We start from the raw sequence: 17,356 nt of genomic DNA, 5'->3' as shown, positions 1-17,356 counted from the left end.
TTTATACTAAGCATTGGGCATTAGTCTCTCACTACTAACTTTAAACCAATAGTCATTAGCATTACTAAATCGCCAGTCGCGAGAACTTATCTTGATATTCTTTGGGGGTGAGCTCTGTTGCACGTTTAAATAGTCGGGTAAATGACGAGATGTCCTCATAACCAACTTGATAGGCCAGTGATTTTATTGAGACATCACCCAATTCTAGTAAGCGTTTGGCCTGTTCGATTCTGACAGCCTGAATATACTCAATCGGTCGCATCGCGACGCAAGACTGAAAGCGTCTGTTCAACGTCCGCGGTGTGATGTTGACCATGGCAGCTAGGCTACTAATCTGTAACGGTTGGCGGAAGTTTTCTTCTATGTAGTCTTGGACTTGTTTAATCAAATGATCCGAATGTGGTTTGTGCAAAGTCACATTGGTATAGCTGTTTTGACTGCCTCTTTTACTATCGATAATTTGGGTCTTTGCCACTTGCGTAGACATCTCACGGCCACAGTAGCGCTCTATTAGTAAAAGCCCTAGGTCATAAAAAGCACTACCACCTGCCGCACAGAATATATTGCCTGATTGAGTACTCGACTGACTTCTTGACTGTGTGACAAACTGGTTTTCTTGCAAATCGACCAGTGGAAAATCTGCTTTAAATTTGTTGGCATAGCCCCAATGAGTGGTGGCTACCTTGTGGTCCAATAATCCTGCCTTTGCCAAAAAAAACGCCCCGCTACAATTACTCGCAATATCAGCATTGGTATTTGCAAGCCGCACTAGGTGTGGCAGCAGCTCGCTGTTTTGCGTCAATACTTTGTCAATAGAATCTCCAATAGTAGGGACGAGCAATAAATCGCACTCTGTCACATCTTGAATATCGCAGTGAGCTTGCATGATCAAACGGTTACTACATCTGATATCCCCGCCGCCTAGACTTGCTATCTGCACGTTAAACCGAGGCTCTACAGACTCATTTGAGAACCGTTGCCAGCTGACGCCTGTAAACGAAAATAAATCCAATGCGCCAGAGAGGACACTACCAAGTACGCCATCGAAGCCGAGGATAATCATTTTAAAAGGTTTGAAGTAAGGCATCAGTCACTAATTCTCCATTGATATATGTACCAAAACAGCCGTTTGGTTGGTGTTTTTGTCCAACTGTGTACGCCATATCTGTCTTATTTGACCATAATTATGTCATAAATGACAATACGGAGGCAGGTTAAATTAGATTAATATCAATTGATAACCACATTTAATTCGTTAGCGAGAATACTATGGCAGCAGATACCCTCCTCAATGATTTTGAGTTACCGTTCCAGTTGTATGACGTACTAGGTACTGAGACACTCACCGAGCACTCAAAGTTTTCAGAACATAGCCGCGAGACGTTTGACGCAGTATTAGAGACCGCAAACAAAATCGCAACCGATTTGTTTTTGCCGCACAATCATATTGCAGACAAAGACGAGCCGCAGTTCGATGGCAAAAAAGTCAGCATGATAAGCGATGTCAAAGTTGCTTTTGATGCGTTTCGCGAATCTGGCTTTATCGCCGGTCGTTATAGTTTCGAAGATGGTGGCATGCAATTGCCTGAAACCGTCATGACTGCCGTGGCAGGCTACTTTATGGCAGCAAACCCGTCGACAACGGCTTATCCATTTTTGACCACTGCCGCAATCAACGTTATCTCCCATTTTGCTAGCGAAGAGATCAAAGCTGCCTTTATGCCGCGTATGCTAACAGGTGAGTTCACTGGAACCATGGCGCTGACAGAGCCACATGCTGGTTCATCACTTGCTGATATCAAGACCACCGCAGTCAAACAAGACGACGGCTCATATCGAGTCAAAGGTAGCAAAATTTATATCTCAGGCGGCGATCACGAACTGTCTGACAATATCGTGCATTTGGTATTGGCCAAAATCCCAGGCGGTCCAGGCGGGGTCAAAGGCATCTCTTTATTTGCCGTACCGAAATATCGCTTGAACGATGACTTGTCTGTTGGCGAGCGTAACGATGTGCATCTGACAGGACTGATTCATAAGCTTGGGTATAGAGGGGCGACTTCTACGGCATTGAGCTTCGGTGATGAAGGCGAGTGCTATGGTTATCTGATTGGTGATGAGCACTTTGGCCTACGTTATATGTTTAAGATGATGAATGAGGCGCGTATCGCTGTTGGTTTTGGTGCGTCGATGATCGGCTATCGCGGCTATCAGTATTCGCTAGATTATGCCAAAGACCGTACCCAAGGTCGGATTGCACCGAATAACAAGCCTGAAGATGATGCGACTGCTATCATTCAGCACGGCGATGTAAAACGCATGCTACTGGCACAAAAAGCTTATTCTGAGGGTGGTATTTCTCTCTGCCTATACGGTTCAAACCTAATCGACCGTATCAATACCTGTGCAGACGAAACGCTAAAAAATGAGCTAACCGAATTGTTAGATCTTCTCACGCCAGTACTAAAAGCATGGCCATCTGAGTATGGTCCTAAAGCTAATGATTTGGGTATCCAAGTGTTGGGCGGCGCAGGCTATACGCGTGAATATCATGCTGAGCAGTTTTGGCGTGACAATCGCCTAAATCCGATTCATGAAGGCACAAATGGTGTACAGGCCTTAGATTTGTCATTTCGTAAGTTGTGGCAAAAAGGTGGTTTGGGTATTCAAATCCTAAAGCGTGAAATCACCCAAGACCTAGAGAGCATCACCACGCCTGAGAGTGCAGCGCTTGCAGGTAAACTGACACCTTATATGGGTCATCTACACGAAGTGCTGGTACATCTAAGCAAAGTGTTGCAGACAGAAGACGCATTAACGCTTACTGGTAATGCCCAAGCATTGATGAATATCTTTGCCTCAATCGTATTGAGCTGGATTTGGATTCGCCAAGCCAGTAAGGCTGAGCAGCTATTAAGCACTACCCAAGATACTGAGCAGCAGAACTTTTATAAGGGCAAGATACAAGCCGCTAAGTATTTCATAGATTGGGAGCTGCCATTAATCAAGCGTGATATCGAGATTTTAACCAACACCAACGCTGTTTGTACTGATATGCAAGCGGATTGGTTCTAAGAACAACTCTAAGGAAAGAGACATGACAACGATAAACAAACAATGGCGCCTAAAAGCAAGACCTGTTGGTGCACCAAGCGCTGAGACTTGGGATTATACCGAAACAGAAATACCGACTATCAGTGACGGTCAATTACTGATTAGAATTGACTATATTTCTATCGACCCTGCTATGCGCGGCTGGCTAAATGATGCAAAATCCTATATCGAGCCGGTACAGATTGGTGATGTGATGCGCGGTGGTACGGTCGGTGAAGTGATCGAGAGCAAACATGAAAAGTTCGCTGTCGGTGACTATGTGGCAGGACATAATGGCGTGCAGTCGTATGCGGTAAGTGATGGTACTGGTTTGCACAAAGTCTATCCCAACCTAGCGCCGTTGTCCTATTACCTGGGCGTGCTCGGTATGCCAGGTATGACAGGGTATTTTGGTCTGCTAAAGACGGGTCAGCCAAAAGCAGGTGAGACGGTAGTGGTATCAGGTGCCGCTGGTGCCGTTGGTAGCTTGGTCGGTCAAATTGCCAAGATTAAAGGCTGCCGCGTCGTTGGTATCGCAGGTGGTGCTGAGAAATGCAAATTCTTAGTCGATGAGCTTGGGTTTGATGCGACGATTGATTACAAAAACGAAGACGTAAAAAAAGCACTGAAGAAAACCTGTCCAAATGGCGTTGATGTCTATTTTGACAACGTTGGCGGTGATATTTTAAATGATGTGCTGACCAAAATTAACCTACATGCTCGTATCGTTATTTGTGGTGCCATTAGCCAATATAACAACACCACAGAAGTAAAAGGGCCATCGAACTATCTGTCATTATTGGTCAATCGTGCTCGTATGGAAGGCATCGTGGTGTTCGATAATATCAAAGAATATCCAATCGCTATGAAAGAAATTGCTGGCTGGATTCAGTCAGGCGATATGAAAGTAAAAGACCATATTGTTGAGGGTATCGAGACGTTCCCTGATACGCTTATGATGCTCTTTAACGGTGAAAACTTCGGCAAACTAGTACTTAAGGTAGAGGGATAGATCATGACACCAAATACAAATGGAATTGCATCAGACGTAGCTAGTAATGTAGCTGGAAAGCGAGTTTTGATAACGGGTGGTGCCTCAGGAATTGGTGCCGCAAGTGCATTGCTGTTAGCCAGTCGCGGCGCAAAAGTGGTCATCGGAGATATGGCAGAAGAGATGGGCGCTGCTGTTGCGCAGCAAGGTCAAGACGCTGGCAATAGTATTGTCTTCAAAAAAGTAGATGTGACTAGCGGTGATGAAGTGCGCGCGTTGTTTGACTTTGCTATGGAAACGCTTGGTGGTCTAGACGTGGTGGTAAACAATGCTGGCATCGATCATAAGCCATCACCGATGCATGAGCTGAGTGATGATGATTTTGATCGTAATATTGCTGTAAACCTAAAAGGCGTTTGGCACTGTATGCGTGCCGCGGTTAAGTGTATGTTACCAAGTGGCGGTGGCCATGTGATTAACGTAGCATCTATTGCAGGTCTACGCTCAGCACCTATGATTTCAGCTTATAGTGCTGCCAAACACGGAGTTATGGGTCTCACCAAATCAGCAGCCCATGAATACGCTCGCGCCAATATTCGTTTTAATGCGGTCTGCCCAAGCTTCATCGATACGCCCATGGTACGCAATACTATGGCGTCTATGGATGAGCGTACGCAGCAAGCAACTATCAAAGCGAGTCCACTGCGCCGCTTAGGAAACGTTGACGAGATCTCTAGTGCGATTGCGTGGCTTGCTAGTGATGAGAGTAGCTTTATGAACGGTCATGCATTCACCCTAGATGGTGGTATGCTAGCGTAATCGTTGAGCGCTTGTGGTTTGCTCATCAGTGCTCAATAATCGCTGTTATGTATGACAGCGATTATCTGCGTTCAGTGAATGAGGCTTGAATATATAAGCTCAAACATACAAGCTCAGTAACTAAATGACTTTAGCTACTAATAGGTATAACAGTTATGTATAGCAGTGAATCTCACACGTATAAAATATCTAAAAATATAAGGAATAATGATGAAAGATTTATTTGATTTAACAGGCAAGGTTGCCCTAGTAACTGGCGCTAGCCGTGGTATTGGTGAATCTATTGCACGCTTACTGGCTTCTAGAGGCGCGCATGTCATCGTCTCTAGTCGCAAAATCGACGCTTGCCAAGCAGTCGCCGATAGCATTGTCGCTGATGGTCATAAAGCAAGCGCTTTTGCTTGTCATGTGGGCGATATGGAGCAAATCGACGCGACGTTTGCACATATCAAAAGCGAGTTTGGTCAAATCGATATTTTGGTCAATAACGCCGCAGCCAACCCATACTATGGTCATATCTTAGACACAGATTTAGCCGCTTTTGACAAAACCGTTGAAGTGAATATTCGTGGTTACTTCTTTATGTCAACGGCTGCTGGCAAAATGATGAAAGAGCAGGGCGGCGGTGTGATTTTAAACACAGCATCCGTCAACGGCTTAGTAGCAGGGGACAAGCAAGGGATCTATTCAATCACCAAAGCCGCAGTCATTAGTATGACCAAAGCATTTGCCAAAGAATGTGGTCCACTCAATATCCGTGTCAATGCGTTATTGCCAGGCTTGACCGATACCAAATTTGCCTCGGCCTTGACGACTAACGATAAAGTCTTGAAAATGGCATTACACTCGATTCCGCTCGGACGTGTGGCTGACCCTGATGAGATGGCAGGTACAGTACTGTATCTGGTATCGGATGCTTCAAGCTATACGACTGGTGCAACTATTGTTGTCGATGGTGGTATGCTGGCTTAATTAACATGACGTCAGTCAAAAGATTGTTACTATCGAAAACCGTATGAGACTAATGCTCATGCGGTTTTTCTCATTCAATTTTTGATGAACTATAAAAGGAGTGCAGTATGGGATCGATGAACAATGACCGTGTACATGCCATTTCTCAAAACAAAACATGGTTGTTTGTACCAGCGACTCGAATCGATAGAGTAGACAAAGCCTTTACTAGTGGTGCAGATGCGGTCATTGTAGATTTAGAAGATGCGGTAGCTCCAGAGGATAAAGCATTCGCACGTGAATCATTACGGCAATATCATAATAGTGCAGGTTATCAGCCGATTTGGGTACGTATCAACAAGGCAGGCAGTGAAGCGTTCTTCAAAGATGTTGTACTGTGTCAGCTAATGCCACACTTAGCAGGTGTGGTATTAGCCAAAGCTGAGAAAGCAGAAGACATTAATAGTGTACATCAGGTCACAAGCTTACCTGTCATCGCATTGATTGAGAGTGCTGTTGGGTTATACCAAATCGATAGCATGGCAAAGGCAGTTGGGTTAGTGGCATTTAGCTATGGGTTTTTAGATTTGTGTAATGATCTGCAGGTGCAAGTAGGGACAGCTGCTGCGGATACTATCGCCAATCAGATTCGTTATCAACTCATTCTAACGTCAACAGTACATCAGTTGTCACCGCCTATCGATACTATTTATCCTGATTTTAAAGATGAAATAGGGCTGAGCGCGCGAGTGCAGCTCTGGTCACAGATGGGCCTATCAGGAATGCTATGTATTCATCCCAAACAAGTGGATGTCGTCCAGCAGGCATTACGGCCAGCAGCTGAGGTGCTATCCTTTGCTCAGCGTGTGGTGGATGAGTACGAGCGCAGCGGGCGGGCAGTGTTCAAAATAGAGGGAGAAATGGTGGATGCACCAGTGATTGCACGCAGTCGTCAACTATTGAACCAGCTACTGGCAAAGTAGCAGGCAAATCTATAATACGATATCATGGATGACATCTATCCATACTTTATAAAAGCATACTATGATATTTATCAACAACCGTATCAGCCTCAATGACAACGAGGTTGAAATCAGTGCGATACGCGCACAAGGTGCAGGCGGGCAGAATGTCAACAAAGTATCCTCTGCCATTCATCTGCGTTTTGATATTCATTCCTCAAGTCTGAGCGACGAATACAAGCGGCGATTGCTAGACAGCAAAGATAGCCGCATCACCAAAGAAGGTGTGCTCATCATAAAAGCGCAGCAGTTTCGTACGCAAGAGCGTAATAAGATTGACGCATTTGAGCGACTGCAGAGCTTTATCACAAAAGCCACTTACGTCAATAAAACCAGAAAACCGACCAAGCCTAGTAGAAATGCCAAACGCAAACGCGTAGACCAAAAAACCCAGCGTGGTAAAACAAAAGCCTTACGCGGTAAAGTGGATTTTTAGAAGGTTTGCTATATTAGATTTTGTTGTTAAGACATATTTTCAGTAGAAGATAATTGCATTAGAAGATATTACGCGGTAAAAGCTATTATAGGTATTTTAAAATGAAAATCGGTATAGGAGATTAGTTATCACCTATACCGCAATCCATTATTACAGATTCGCTAGTTGTTTAGAATGCACCGCTAAGACCAACAAATAAGCTGGTTGAGTCGTCATCATCACCTTGTGAGTGTGTGACGCCAGCATTGGCGTTCAACAAGCCAAAGCTTCTAGACAGGCCAAGTGTCATAGCAACGTTATCATCATCAGTTTCGATCGTAGGCGTCTCAAAGCTGATGTTCGGTAGCGTATTCAAACGTGCAGTCACCGCATCGCGATTGTCACTCAGCTGCTTTCGATAATGAATATCACCAAATACGTTGAGGTTTTCCATCAAAGTATGATTGGCTTTCAGCCCAAGCTTGCCATATGTCGTAGAGTATTTTTGTTCATCGAACTGCATGGCGATGCCAGACATCTCTTTTTCTTTGAGTCCGTCGATTTTTACGCGGCTCGCTGTCGCACCGATATAAGGGGTGATGGCAATGCGACTGACTTGCATAGGGTAGCCTGCCTGTACATTAGCATAGAAGCGCTTGCCATCAGCATTTGACTCAAACTGTTGTCGGTTGCCACCAAGTGTGACATTACGTGTGACATCGACATCCATGTTGCCAAACCCTGCAGCACCATTGAGCTGCAAACCGCCAAGGTTGTTGCTATGGTAGACACCAAAACCAACCTCTCCAAGATCAATGTCACTCAAACCAGTACCGACATCGGAGTCTTCAAAGTCTTTTTGGGTGATATGGCCATATAAACCTGTCACCGCGTTGGCTGAGTTTGGATGAGCAAAATCTACACCAAGCAATACCTGAGTGTTATTGTCACCGTCAAACCCTGCAATCTCTTGATTGGCAACTTCACCGACTGCCCATAGAGCACGGGCAGGTTTTTGCGCGCTATTTTGGACTTGATTGATGTGTGACTGCAAGCGCTCATTGGTTGCCAGTCCAGTGGTCGTCGCAATATGAGGTAAAACGCCTATTAGACTTGGTGCCGTGACAACCGCATTTGCATAATCGGCAATCAATTGATGCGTGCGTCCTGTGGGGTGGATACCATCAGCGAAGAAGTAGTTTTCGTTGGCGTTTACCTCTACAAGATCATCAGGTCCACAAGTTAGAGAGCTATTATTGTCACCGCAGGCTTCATCAGTAACATTGGTAAAGCCATACTGAGCAGGTGATGCAATGATTTCTCGTGACAAGCTAAACATATCTAGGGGTATGATATTAGCCCCAGTACCCGCCACGCCACTGAGCATAAATTGATTATATAGACCAGTTGCGCCAGTTGCAGCCCCTTGGGCGGCTAAAGCGTCTGCGAGCTCTTGTCCTTCTAAACTTGGATCTGGAAGAAATCTAGGCGTCAGGCCAACATCAGGAATATTAGGCACTAAAATGTAGTTTGCGCCATTATCCTTTAGAGTATTAATCGTATCAATCTGGCTGGCTACTGCGCCTAGTATGGTAGCTTGAGCATTATCAGAGTCTTCACCCGCCGCCAGCAAATCATTTGCCCCTGCCCAAACGACATAGAGTCCATTAGGATCGACGTTGTTATCAGCTAAGTAATTACTGACTTGGCTATTGGCAGAAGCAATGGGAACACCACCAGGGAACACTTCATCTTCGCCTGCTCTTGCACCACCAATAGCATAGTTATTACCAGTTTGAGGACTACCAAAAACAACAGGAGTAGCAGTTGTACCTAGCTGTTCAGCAAATGAGGTCGCCCAGGTATTATCAGGGTTAGTAGTGAACTGAGCAGGACCTGGCACAACTTGGCTAAAGTAGCCGCCATCGGTCAAGCTATCACCAAAAAAAGTCACGCTACTATAATCATTAGCGTGAGCAAATCCTGCTGTACATAGCGTAATGGCTAACATGCTTTTGGTGAGCGTTTTGAGCGTAGTCTGACTGACTGCGGGGAGAAGGGTATGACGAGACATAGCGACTTCCTTGTCGTAAATGTAATAGTTTGTCAGCCGAGTGTAACCGCTTTTGGGCAAGCTATCAATCCTTTTGATAGCAAAAATAAAAGAACATAGCGGTCAAAATATCAGTTGCAAAGCTTTAAAAAATCTGTAGCAATTAATTATGGTCCTCTATTATAGAGAAGCGGTAAGTATATGATGCATATGGAGATTGCAACTTTTTAGATCAGCTATTTTAACTGAGCCATCTCTATATTTAACCCAACACATTTCTAATCATACATAGCGTAGAGAGTAGTGCGATATATAAGGCATTACAGAAAAAGCGCTATCAAAAACAGTGCCCGTATAGCTAGGAGTATCAGTGTACGTATAGCAGTCTCAAGTTGATTTTTGTGGACGCAACAACAGAGACAGTCCAAGTGCCACAAAAGCTGCGATGCCAGATAGTAGATAGCTGATACTAAAGTCCCCAGTAATCTCTGCAAGATAACCTGCCAGCACAGGTCCAAGCGCCTGTCCACCTGAAAAAGCAAACGTCAGTGCCGCGAGCGCACTTGCTGCGGCTGCCGCTCCAAAATAATCGCCTGCAGAGGCAGCCATGATGACAGGAACACTCCACACCACTATGCCAAACAAGGCAATTGATAAATACAGCCCTAACTGCCAATCAGTGAGTCCGACCAACAGATAAGCGATAGCCAAGAAGAAAAAAGCCAAGGCAAGACCAAGGCGTCTGCCAATGTGGTCAGAGATCCAACCAAACAACATGCCTGAAAACATGCTAAGCAGTCCAATCCATGCCCAAATGCCACCAGCAGTCGCCTCGCTCAGTTGATAAGCGCCGACCATGCTAGTGACGATAAAGGTGACGTAAACCATATAAGTGGCACCATAAATCGCAAAGATGATACCCAAATGTACGAGTAGCTTGATATTGCTGCGTTCTAGCTTTTTTTTGTTTTTGACAGGTGAGGTAGGGGTGCGTCCAAAAGGGTCTTGCCTCACATCATCTGGATGGTTGCGAATCAAAGTAAAAGTCAGCAAAGCCACTACCACGTTGATAACAGCAAAAATGAGCCAGCCTGCCTGCCAGGATAGTAGGCCTAAAAGGGGCACAAGTTTGGGTACCACAAAACCTGATAGTATAATGCCAAATCCCGGGCCTGCCATGACGAGTCCTAAGGCAAGTCCGCGATGCGATGGAAAAAACCAATGTGACATGACGCTCATCATTGGTAAAACCACACCGCCGCTACCGATACCTGTCAGCACATAGAGTGCACATAATGCCGGAAACCCTGTCGTAAAAGCCATACCAAGCATAGAAACTGCAATAAGGAGCAGACTGGCTGTCGCAGTATTGCGAGTGCCAAGTCGCGGTAGCACTAATGGACTCAGAAGTACGGCGACGAGATAGCCTATTAGGTTGGTAAATCCCAATAGGCCACTTTGGGTGTAATTCAGCCCCAAAGAAGATGACATAGAGGGCAATAGCATACCGAAGGCAAATCGCCCCAATCCTAGTCCGCAGAACATTGCCACAGACCCAGTCATAGCGACGATCCAAGCATAATGCACATTGCCTAGTCTAAGCGGTGCGGTGCTGTTCTGGTTCTCTCGTTGATTTGATCCGTTCGACATCACCAACCTCCAACAAGCTGAAAATTGGCAATATTCAATGCCGTTAAAGGCAGAGCGTAGACGACAGCGTCCCTGTTTTTAGTGTCATTCATTTTACACGCATCCTTGTGTGCTCAATCCTTGTCGATCTTTTATTAAGTATGCTTATCGATTAAGCATGCTTTTGTCCAATAGAAATCAGTATAACGATACGTGAACGTTCGTTCAATGAAAGTTTAAGTAAATTCTTGCAATGAACTAAGAGACAATGACAAAAAAAATACCAGCCCGTTTATATGGCTGGCATGTTTACTGCTATTTTTTAATGACTATCTTTTGATAGTGTTTTTGATTAACCCAGTCGCCGACTCAGCTCAGGAAAACGTTTTATCATAAATAGCATGAGAAGTAGCGCAAGACTGGCAATCGCAGCACCCGCATAGCCGACGCTAGACAGCGAGATGTGGGTGACAGCATAACCGCCAAATAGCGCACCCGTACCGATTCCCAGATTAATAATACCTGAGAACATCGACATGAGCATGTCTTGGGCGTTGACATCCACCATGATGACTTTGGCCTGCATCGAGATGATCAGTAGCATGAGCGCCGTACCCCACAGTATGGCGTTGATACTAAGCGCCCATACTGAGGTCACGACAAACAATAGTGTCAACATCGCTACCAGTATCAATATCGTCGACATCAGCATCAACTGAGTATTGAACCTATCGCCCCAACGACTAAATATAATACTGCCCAAAATACCTGCCGCGCCAAACAGCAGCAACACAAAAGTCGCTGCGTTTTCGCTGATGTCACCAACCTGACGCATAAACGGCTCTATATAAGAATACGCCGTATAGTGGGCGGTAAAGACCAATAAGATAAGCAAATATAAGCAGACCAATAGTGGGTTTTTGAGTAATTCTGGAATTTTTCTAAAAGACCCCTCAAACATACTGGGCAGCGTGGGCAAAAGCCTCGCCTGTAGCACAAATACCACCAGCGCAATGAAACCAATACCGCCAAAAGTGGCGCGCCAACCGAACCATTGACCGACCAAGCGACCTAGCGGCACACCCAATACCATTGCCAATGAAGTGCCAGTCGCCAGTACACTGAGTGCCAACGCTTTTTTGCCTTCAGGAGCCACGCGTATGGCAATAGCTGCTGTGATGGACCAAAATATCGCATGCGATAGTGCAATACCGACGCGGCTAATGAGCAGCACGTCAAAACTCCATGCAAATACAGACAGCACATGACTGGCGATGAATACCGCAAAAATTCCCAACAGCAGTCGTTTGCGCTCAAATCGGCTGGTCAGTAGCATCAGCGGTAATGACATCGCTGCGACAATCCAAGCATAGAGTGTCAGCATCCATCCCGTCTCCGCCGTAGTGATAGAGAAGTCTTGGGCAATATCACTGAGCAGTGCCACAGGAACGAATTCTGTAGTGTTCATAATGAAGGCACTAACGCCCATCAAAAATACTTGAAAATACTGAGTTCGGCGAGCGTTTGCGCTGGCCTCAAGGTTATGTGTCATAAGATCCAATACAAAGCAGGTGCTAATACTACGAGTGATAACTCAAGGTGGGGCAGACATTTGGTAATACAAGGGTCGCGGTGCAAGATAGCAAGTCAAAGAGGATTGTCATAGGTGTTTTCTGATAAGAGATGTTACGTAGACTTTGCTAAAGGAGTGCATGGCATACAGCGCTATTGGGCAATGATATTAGAGCGCTTTAATTCTATCATTTGGATGGATGAGGCAACGTACCATAACGAATATTAAGACATACTTATAACCCAAAACAGCAGCTGCTGATATTTGCAAAATAAGTAAACATATCAGTATTTATTTTCTGTCATCTGATGTGCTATCATCGTTGAACGATCTATCGTGGGTTTAACAGTTTTGACTGACCGATCATGAGGCAAACCTTGTGACAGCATTCAAACCTTGCAACTTCCAGCACGATATAAAACAACTCTGGTAAAGCGCATGAGCCTGTACTCCGACACCCTCATTTGTGCCTGATTTTTTGCCTAATTGGCATATCTCAACCTTTTTTGTCGGAGTTACAGGAGTCTAAGGTGTTCAATATCATGAGCCACATTACTAATCCATCTAAATATACCCGTCGTTATCATCCACGCCATTCTCTAGCGCAGTATATAATTAATCAAATAGAGTCGCTTGAGCTGCGCCCGCAAGATATCGTCAAGCAAATGGGCTATCCTCTCAAACACACCATACCCGCCTATGACCGCCTGCGCCATGTGCTATCGAACAAGCACCTCGGACTCGATGGCAGCTATATGGATAAATACTTTACGGCAGATGAATTTTTGGTAGCACTGTTCGCTGTGCTTGAGATACCGTATCAGCCATTCGCAGAAGACATCGCTCAGATTAAGGATGATGTAGCGAACCATTCCAATACACTACCCAAATATAGCTTGCGTGCCGATGTGGGTTTTACCTTTGTCAGTAGCACAAACTGGATGTCTCGCGATGCAGCGTCGCGTTTTGCGCAAGTATATCTGCCTAATGGTTTTGCCAAATTAGACGATGCTGCACGTAAGTCAGCGATTGAAGAGTGTATCTGTGAGCACTATCAGCAGTATGAGAGCCATTTGCCATATGATGGGGTTATAAAAAGTTATCAGCTGACTATCGAGAAACCCAATCACAGGATCGAACATATAGAGTACGGATTGCCGAAATCTAGTAGCATCTGAAATACTGTGAATATACAATCAGCTTAACTGATTAGTTATATTGACTGAATAATCAGATTGATTTTAAAAGACAAATAGTTTCAAAAAATAAAAAATTTTAAAAGACAGAAAAAAGCCTCACTTTGTCGTGGGGCTTTTTGGTTTTTTTAATTACGGTTAGTGTGTTGAATACCTTCTTGTGCTAAACATTGAGGCATAAGAATCGTTGTACAAGTATCATATTAAACCTCAGGTTTAGAGATAGCACGCCACAAAATAGTGAATAGTGCATCAAACTCTGCATTTATGGGTGTCTCTGTTTGGCGAATGGTATGCATGAGTCCAAGACGACTGATAAAGCCCATAAACACATCGAAGAGTATATGTAAGGGAACGGTATCATTGAGTACCCCACGATTTTGCCCATCTTCTAGTACCGCCAAAAACGCCCCGATCAGCTCTTTGTTTTCGTAGATTGCGATATTACGTATCCGTGATGCCGATACAGATGAGAGCACCATCACTGCATCTGGGTGCGAGTCGACAAAGTCAAAACACACCCACAGCGTTTTTCGCAGACGATCTTGGACGCTATCAATACCTTGCAGATGATCCATGATACGAGCAGCCAATCTGCCCAGCACAATATCCATAATGGTATAAAACAGCGTTTGTTTGTCGCCGAAGTACTTGTAGAGCGTTTGCAATGAGACATTTGCAGATTTTGCAATCTGTGCCATCGTTACCTCATTTGCGTCAAATCCTGCAAAATCTTGACGAACCGCCTTCTCAATTTTCTCCAAAGTTGCAGGCCGCATATCGGATAGAGAGGCTAGAGCTCGAGTTGGGTTGGCATCATCTAACTGATTGGCGACGGTCATACTTATCATTCCTTATTTATCACTGCCTGTTTATCACTACCTATTCAGCATCGATTATTTATCACTACGTTAAGTCATGGTCTATCTCATGCATAGCACTTGCTAGATATCTGATGATATAGCCTGATTGATAAAAGCCTATTTTATCTATACTTAATGAGTAACGATAATTACCATTTTTACTCATTTGATTGCGAATTTATTTTTCATCACCTAGTATAAGACTCAGTTATCAGCAAATACAATGAATTTATAGCCTATAGCTAATGGTAATATAAATTACCGTAATTTGTCTCTTTACTAAAATAACGTAGATATCGTTGTTGTTCACTTAACCTTGTCAAGGATAGACATTATGAGTATCGAAAAATTCACTCCGAACTGGATGACCGAAGAGCATCAGATGGTGCACGACAGTGCCCTAAAAATGTTTCAATCTTGGGATCCCAAAGACGAGCAGTGGCGCAAAAACGGCATGATTGATCGCGATGCGTGGGAAGAGGCGGGAGAAATGGGGTTTCTGTGTGCGGCGATACCAAGCGAGTATGGTGGCGGCGGTGGTGATTTTGGTCATGAGGCGGCGCTTATCTACGCACAGACTGAGGCCAATCAGTCAGGATTTGGCGGCATGGTGCACTCAGGTATCGTCGCGCCCTATATTTTAGACCACGGTACTGAGGAACAAAAACAAACATGGCTACCCAAGATGGCAACAGGCGAATACATTGGCGCCATCGCTATGACCGAACCTGGTACAGGGTCTGATTTACAAAACATCAAAACCTATGCAGTAAAAGACGGTGATGACTACATCATTAATGGTTCAAAGACTTTTATCACCAACGGTCAGCATGCCAATCTGATTTTGTTAGCCTGCAAAACAGACCGTGAAAAAGGCGCACAAGGCGTTTCTCTTATTATCGTAGAAACCGATAAAGTAGAAGGGTTTGAGCGTGGACGCAATCTCGATAAGATTGGTCTGACGTCGCAAGATACCTCAGAGCTGTTCTTTAGTAATGTACGTGTGCCACAAACCAACCTCTTAGGTACGGTAGAAGGTATGGGTTTTATACAAATGATGCAGGAGTTGCCACGTGAGCGTCTGATCATTGCGTTATCAGGTATTGGGTCGATGAAGCTAGCGATCAACTTGACCCTAGATTATGTAAAAGGTCGCGAAGCTTTTGGCAAGCCCATCTGGAAGTTTCAGAATACCCGCTTCAAGATGGCAGAGTGCTATGCCGATTATCTTGCTGCTAGCAGCATGTGTGACGCGGCAGTAGATGCCATGCTTGAGAATAAACTATCTGTACCGCATGCATCACTGATCAAATACTGGGTTACCGAAAAACAATGTGAAGTGCTGGATGAATGTGTACAGCTGTTTGGTGGCTATGGCTATATGACAGAATATCCTATCGCACGTCTATACGCTGATGCCCGCGTACAAAAAATCTATGGCGGTACCAATGAGATTATGAAAGAGCTGGCTTCACGCTTTATGTAGGCGTGTCGCTTATTGATTGAAATGATGGTTTATTTAAAAATAAAAAAGGATTTTTTATGACTGAGACTGCATATATTTACGATGCTATCCGTACGCCACGTGGCAAAGGAAAAAAGGACGGCTCCTTATATCAGGCATCACCGATTTGGCTAACGCGTACTCTATTAAAGGAGATGCAACAACGACACAACTTGGATACCAGTCTGGTCGACGATGTTGTGCTTGGCTGCGTGACGCCAGTGGGTGAACAAGGCTCGGATATTGCACGTATTGCCGTCATTGATGCTGGTTGGGCACAAAGTGTGGCTGGAGTAACCTTGTCTCGCTTTTGTGCCTCTGGTCTAGAGTCTATCAATTTGGCGGCTGCTAAAGTCATGTCAGGAATGGAGGATATGGTGGTGGCGGGCGGCGTTGAGTCCATGAGCCGCGTGCCGATGGGCTCTGATGGCGGCGCTTGGTACATGGATCCACGCGTCAATGACGCGACGCATTTCGTACCGCAAGGCGTGGGTGCAGACACCATCGCAACGCTCAAAGGCTTTAGTCGTAGTGATGTCGATGCTTTTGCCACCGAGTCGCATCGCCGCGCTGCACAGGCATGGGAGAAGGGCTATTACGACAAATCTGTCGTCCCTGTCACCGATCTCAACGGTATGATGCTACTGGATAAAGATGAAACCATCCGCCCTAATACCAATGTCGAGACTTTAGCGGGTCTTAAACCTTCCTTTGTTATGCCAGGCAAGATGGGTTTTGATAGCGTGATATTGGACCGATATACCACGATTGAAACCGTCAACCATGTGCATCATGCGGGCAACTCTTCAGGCATCGTTGATGGGGCCGCGATTTGTTTGGTCGGTAGTGCTGCTGCTGGTCAAAAAGCAGGTCTAAAACCACGCGCCAAAATCACGATGGCATCAGTTATTGGCTCAGAACCTGCCATCATGCTGACAGGTCCAACGCCAGCTTGCCAAAAAGCCCTCGATAAAGCGGGCATGCAAGCCTCTGATATAGACCTGTGGGAAATCAACGAAGCATTCGCTGCTGTCCCGATGAATACCGCTGATGATTTTGGAATCTCGCTTGATATTGTCAATGTTAATGGTGGTGCAATATCCATGGGTCATCCGCTTGGGGCAACGGGTGCGATGCTAATGACGACCGTCCTCGATGAGTTAGAGCGCCGTGACCTCAAGACCGCCATGATCACGCTATGTGTGGGCGGTGGTATGGGCATTGCCACCATCATCGAGCGCGTTTAA

General features: G+C 45.1%; 14 protein-coding genes. 9 read left to right on the top strand and 5 right to left on the bottom strand.

The window, feature by feature from the left end; genetic code table 11:
• Positions 1-64: 64 nt before the first annotated feature.
• Positions 65-1,087 (bottom strand): GlxA family transcriptional regulator, encoded by a 1,023-nt coding sequence (locus tag AC5JPY_RS02905; RefSeq protein ID WP_493852056.1) that lies wholly within the window; start codon positions 1,085-1,087, stop codon positions 65-67.
• Positions 1,088-1,269: 182 nt separating this feature from the next.
• Between AC5JPY_RS02905 and AC5JPY_RS02900 the strand changes: the two genes are divergently transcribed.
• From AC5JPY_RS02900 to arfB, 6 genes are all read left to right on the top strand, one after another.
• Entirely contained in the window at positions 1,270-3,075 is a 1,806-nt protein-coding gene (locus AC5JPY_RS02900) for an acyl-CoA dehydrogenase family protein (protein WP_493852055.1), read from the top strand.
• Positions 3,076-3,097: 22 nt separating this feature from the next.
• Positions 3,098-4,105: an NADP-dependent oxidoreductase gene (locus AC5JPY_RS02895; RefSeq protein WP_493852054.1), complete on the top strand. Its 1,008-nt coding sequence runs from the start codon at positions 3,098-3,100 to the stop codon at positions 4,103-4,105.
• Between the two features lie 3 nt (positions 4,106-4,108).
• Entirely contained in the window at positions 4,109-4,903 is a 795-nt protein-coding gene (locus AC5JPY_RS02890; RefSeq protein WP_493852053.1) for an SDR family NAD(P)-dependent oxidoreductase, read from the top strand.
• Positions 4,904-5,110: 207 nt separating this feature from the next.
• Positions 5,111-5,875: an SDR family oxidoreductase gene (locus AC5JPY_RS02885; RefSeq protein ID WP_493852052.1), complete on the top strand. Its 765-nt coding sequence runs from the start codon at positions 5,111-5,113 to the stop codon at positions 5,873-5,875.
• Positions 5,876-5,982: 107 nt separating this feature from the next.
• The gene (locus AC5JPY_RS02880; RefSeq protein WP_493852051.1) at positions 5,983-6,837 is read left to right on the top strand and encodes an HpcH/HpaI aldolase/citrate lyase family protein; all 855 of its coding nucleotides are present in this window, start codon (positions 5,983-5,985) and stop codon (positions 6,835-6,837) included.
• Between the two features lie 61 nt (positions 6,838-6,898).
• The gene (gene arfB, locus AC5JPY_RS02875) at positions 6,899-7,312 is read left to right on the top strand and encodes an alternative ribosome rescue aminoacyl-tRNA hydrolase ArfB (RefSeq protein ID WP_493852050.1); all 414 of its coding nucleotides are present in this window, start codon (positions 6,899-6,901) and stop codon (positions 7,310-7,312) included.
• A 169-nt stretch (positions 7,313-7,481) separates the two neighbouring features.
• On the opposite strand, the gene AC5JPY_RS02870 is transcribed toward arfB, so the two are convergent.
• The 3 genes from AC5JPY_RS02870 to AC5JPY_RS02860 form a co-directional block, all read right to left on the bottom strand.
• On the bottom strand, positions 7,482-9,365 hold the full coding sequence (locus AC5JPY_RS02870) for an autotransporter domain-containing protein (protein WP_493852049.1): 1,884 nt from the start codon (positions 9,363-9,365) through the stop codon (positions 7,482-7,484).
• 366 nt (positions 9,366-9,731) lie between these two features.
• A complete protein-coding gene (locus tag AC5JPY_RS02865) occupies positions 9,732-10,994 on the bottom strand; it encodes an MFS transporter (protein WP_493852048.1) in 1,263 nt (420 codons plus the stop codon).
• 331 nt (positions 10,995-11,325) lie between these two features.
• Positions 11,326-12,525: a sugar transporter gene (locus AC5JPY_RS02860; protein ID WP_493852047.1), complete on the bottom strand. Its 1,200-nt coding sequence runs from the start codon at positions 12,523-12,525 to the stop codon at positions 11,326-11,328.
• Between the two features lie 563 nt (positions 12,526-13,088).
• On the opposite strand from AC5JPY_RS02860, the gene AC5JPY_RS02855 reads away from it, so the two are divergent.
• Complete coding sequence (locus tag AC5JPY_RS02855; RefSeq protein WP_493852046.1) at positions 13,089-13,724, top strand: hypothetical protein; 636 nt, start codon at positions 13,089-13,091, stop codon at positions 13,722-13,724.
• A gap of 221 nt (positions 13,725-13,945) precedes the next feature.
• On the opposite strand, the gene AC5JPY_RS02850 is transcribed toward AC5JPY_RS02855, so the two are convergent.
• Positions 13,946-14,584, bottom strand: a complete 639-nt coding sequence (locus tag AC5JPY_RS02850; RefSeq protein WP_493852045.1) for a TetR/AcrR family transcriptional regulator — start codon at positions 14,582-14,584, stop codon at positions 13,946-13,948.
• A gap of 355 nt (positions 14,585-14,939) precedes the next feature.
• Between AC5JPY_RS02850 and AC5JPY_RS02845 the strand changes: the two genes are divergently transcribed.
• Complete coding sequence (locus tag AC5JPY_RS02845) at positions 14,940-16,091, top strand: acyl-CoA dehydrogenase family protein (protein WP_493852044.1); 1,152 nt, start codon at positions 14,940-14,942, stop codon at positions 16,089-16,091.
• 56 nt (positions 16,092-16,147) lie between these two features.
• Positions 16,148-17,356, top strand: coding sequence for an acetyl-CoA C-acetyltransferase (locus tag AC5JPY_RS02840; RefSeq protein WP_493852043.1), 1,209 nt, complete (start codon positions 16,148-16,150; stop codon positions 17,354-17,356).

The sequence above is a fragment of the Psychrobacter sp. H27 genome (assembly GCF_059072655.1).
This window is presented reverse-complemented; position numbering and strand designations above follow the sequence as displayed.

Bases quoted from the DNA above. Each gene is read 5' to 3' on its own strand.
- AC5JPY_RS02840 (WP_493852043.1), top strand. From the start codon at position 16,148: ATGACTGAGACTGCATATATTTACGATGCTATCCGTACGCCACGTGGC.
- AC5JPY_RS02865 (WP_493852048.1), bottom strand. From the start codon at position 10,994: ATGTCGAACGGATCAAATCAACGAGAGAACCAGAACAGCACCGCACCG.
- AC5JPY_RS02845 (WP_493852044.1), top strand. From the start codon at position 14,940: ATGAGTATCGAAAAATTCACTCCGAACTGGATGACCGAAGAGCATCAG.
- AC5JPY_RS02885 (WP_493852052.1), top strand. From the start codon at position 5,111: ATGATGAAAGATTTATTTGATTTAACAGGCAAGGTTGCCCTAGTAACT.
- AC5JPY_RS02855 (WP_493852046.1), top strand. From the start codon at position 13,089: ATGAGCCACATTACTAATCCATCTAAATATACCCGTCGTTATCATCCA.
- AC5JPY_RS02850 (WP_493852045.1), bottom strand. From the start codon at position 14,584: ATGACCGTCGCCAATCAGTTAGATGATGCCAACCCAACTCGAGCTCTA.
- AC5JPY_RS02870 (WP_493852049.1), bottom strand. From the start codon at position 9,365: ATGTCTCGTCATACCCTTCTCCCCGCAGTCAGTCAGACTACGCTCAAA.
- AC5JPY_RS02905 (WP_493852056.1), bottom strand. From the start codon at position 1,087: ATGCCTTACTTCAAACCTTTTAAAATGATTATCCTCGGCTTCGATGGC.
- AC5JPY_RS02895 (WP_493852054.1), top strand. From the start codon at position 3,098: ATGACAACGATAAACAAACAATGGCGCCTAAAAGCAAGACCTGTTGGT.
- AC5JPY_RS02890 (WP_493852053.1), top strand. From the start codon at position 4,109: ATGACACCAAATACAAATGGAATTGCATCAGACGTAGCTAGTAATGTA.
- AC5JPY_RS02880 (WP_493852051.1), top strand. From the start codon at position 5,983: ATGGGATCGATGAACAATGACCGTGTACATGCCATTTCTCAAAACAAA.
- AC5JPY_RS02860 (WP_493852047.1), bottom strand. From the start codon at position 12,525: ATGACACATAACCTTGAGGCCAGCGCAAACGCTCGCCGAACTCAGTAT.
- arfB (WP_493852050.1), top strand. From the start codon at position 6,899: ATGATATTTATCAACAACCGTATCAGCCTCAATGACAACGAGGTTGAA.
- AC5JPY_RS02900 (WP_493852055.1), top strand. From the start codon at position 1,270: ATGGCAGCAGATACCCTCCTCAATGATTTTGAGTTACCGTTCCAGTTG.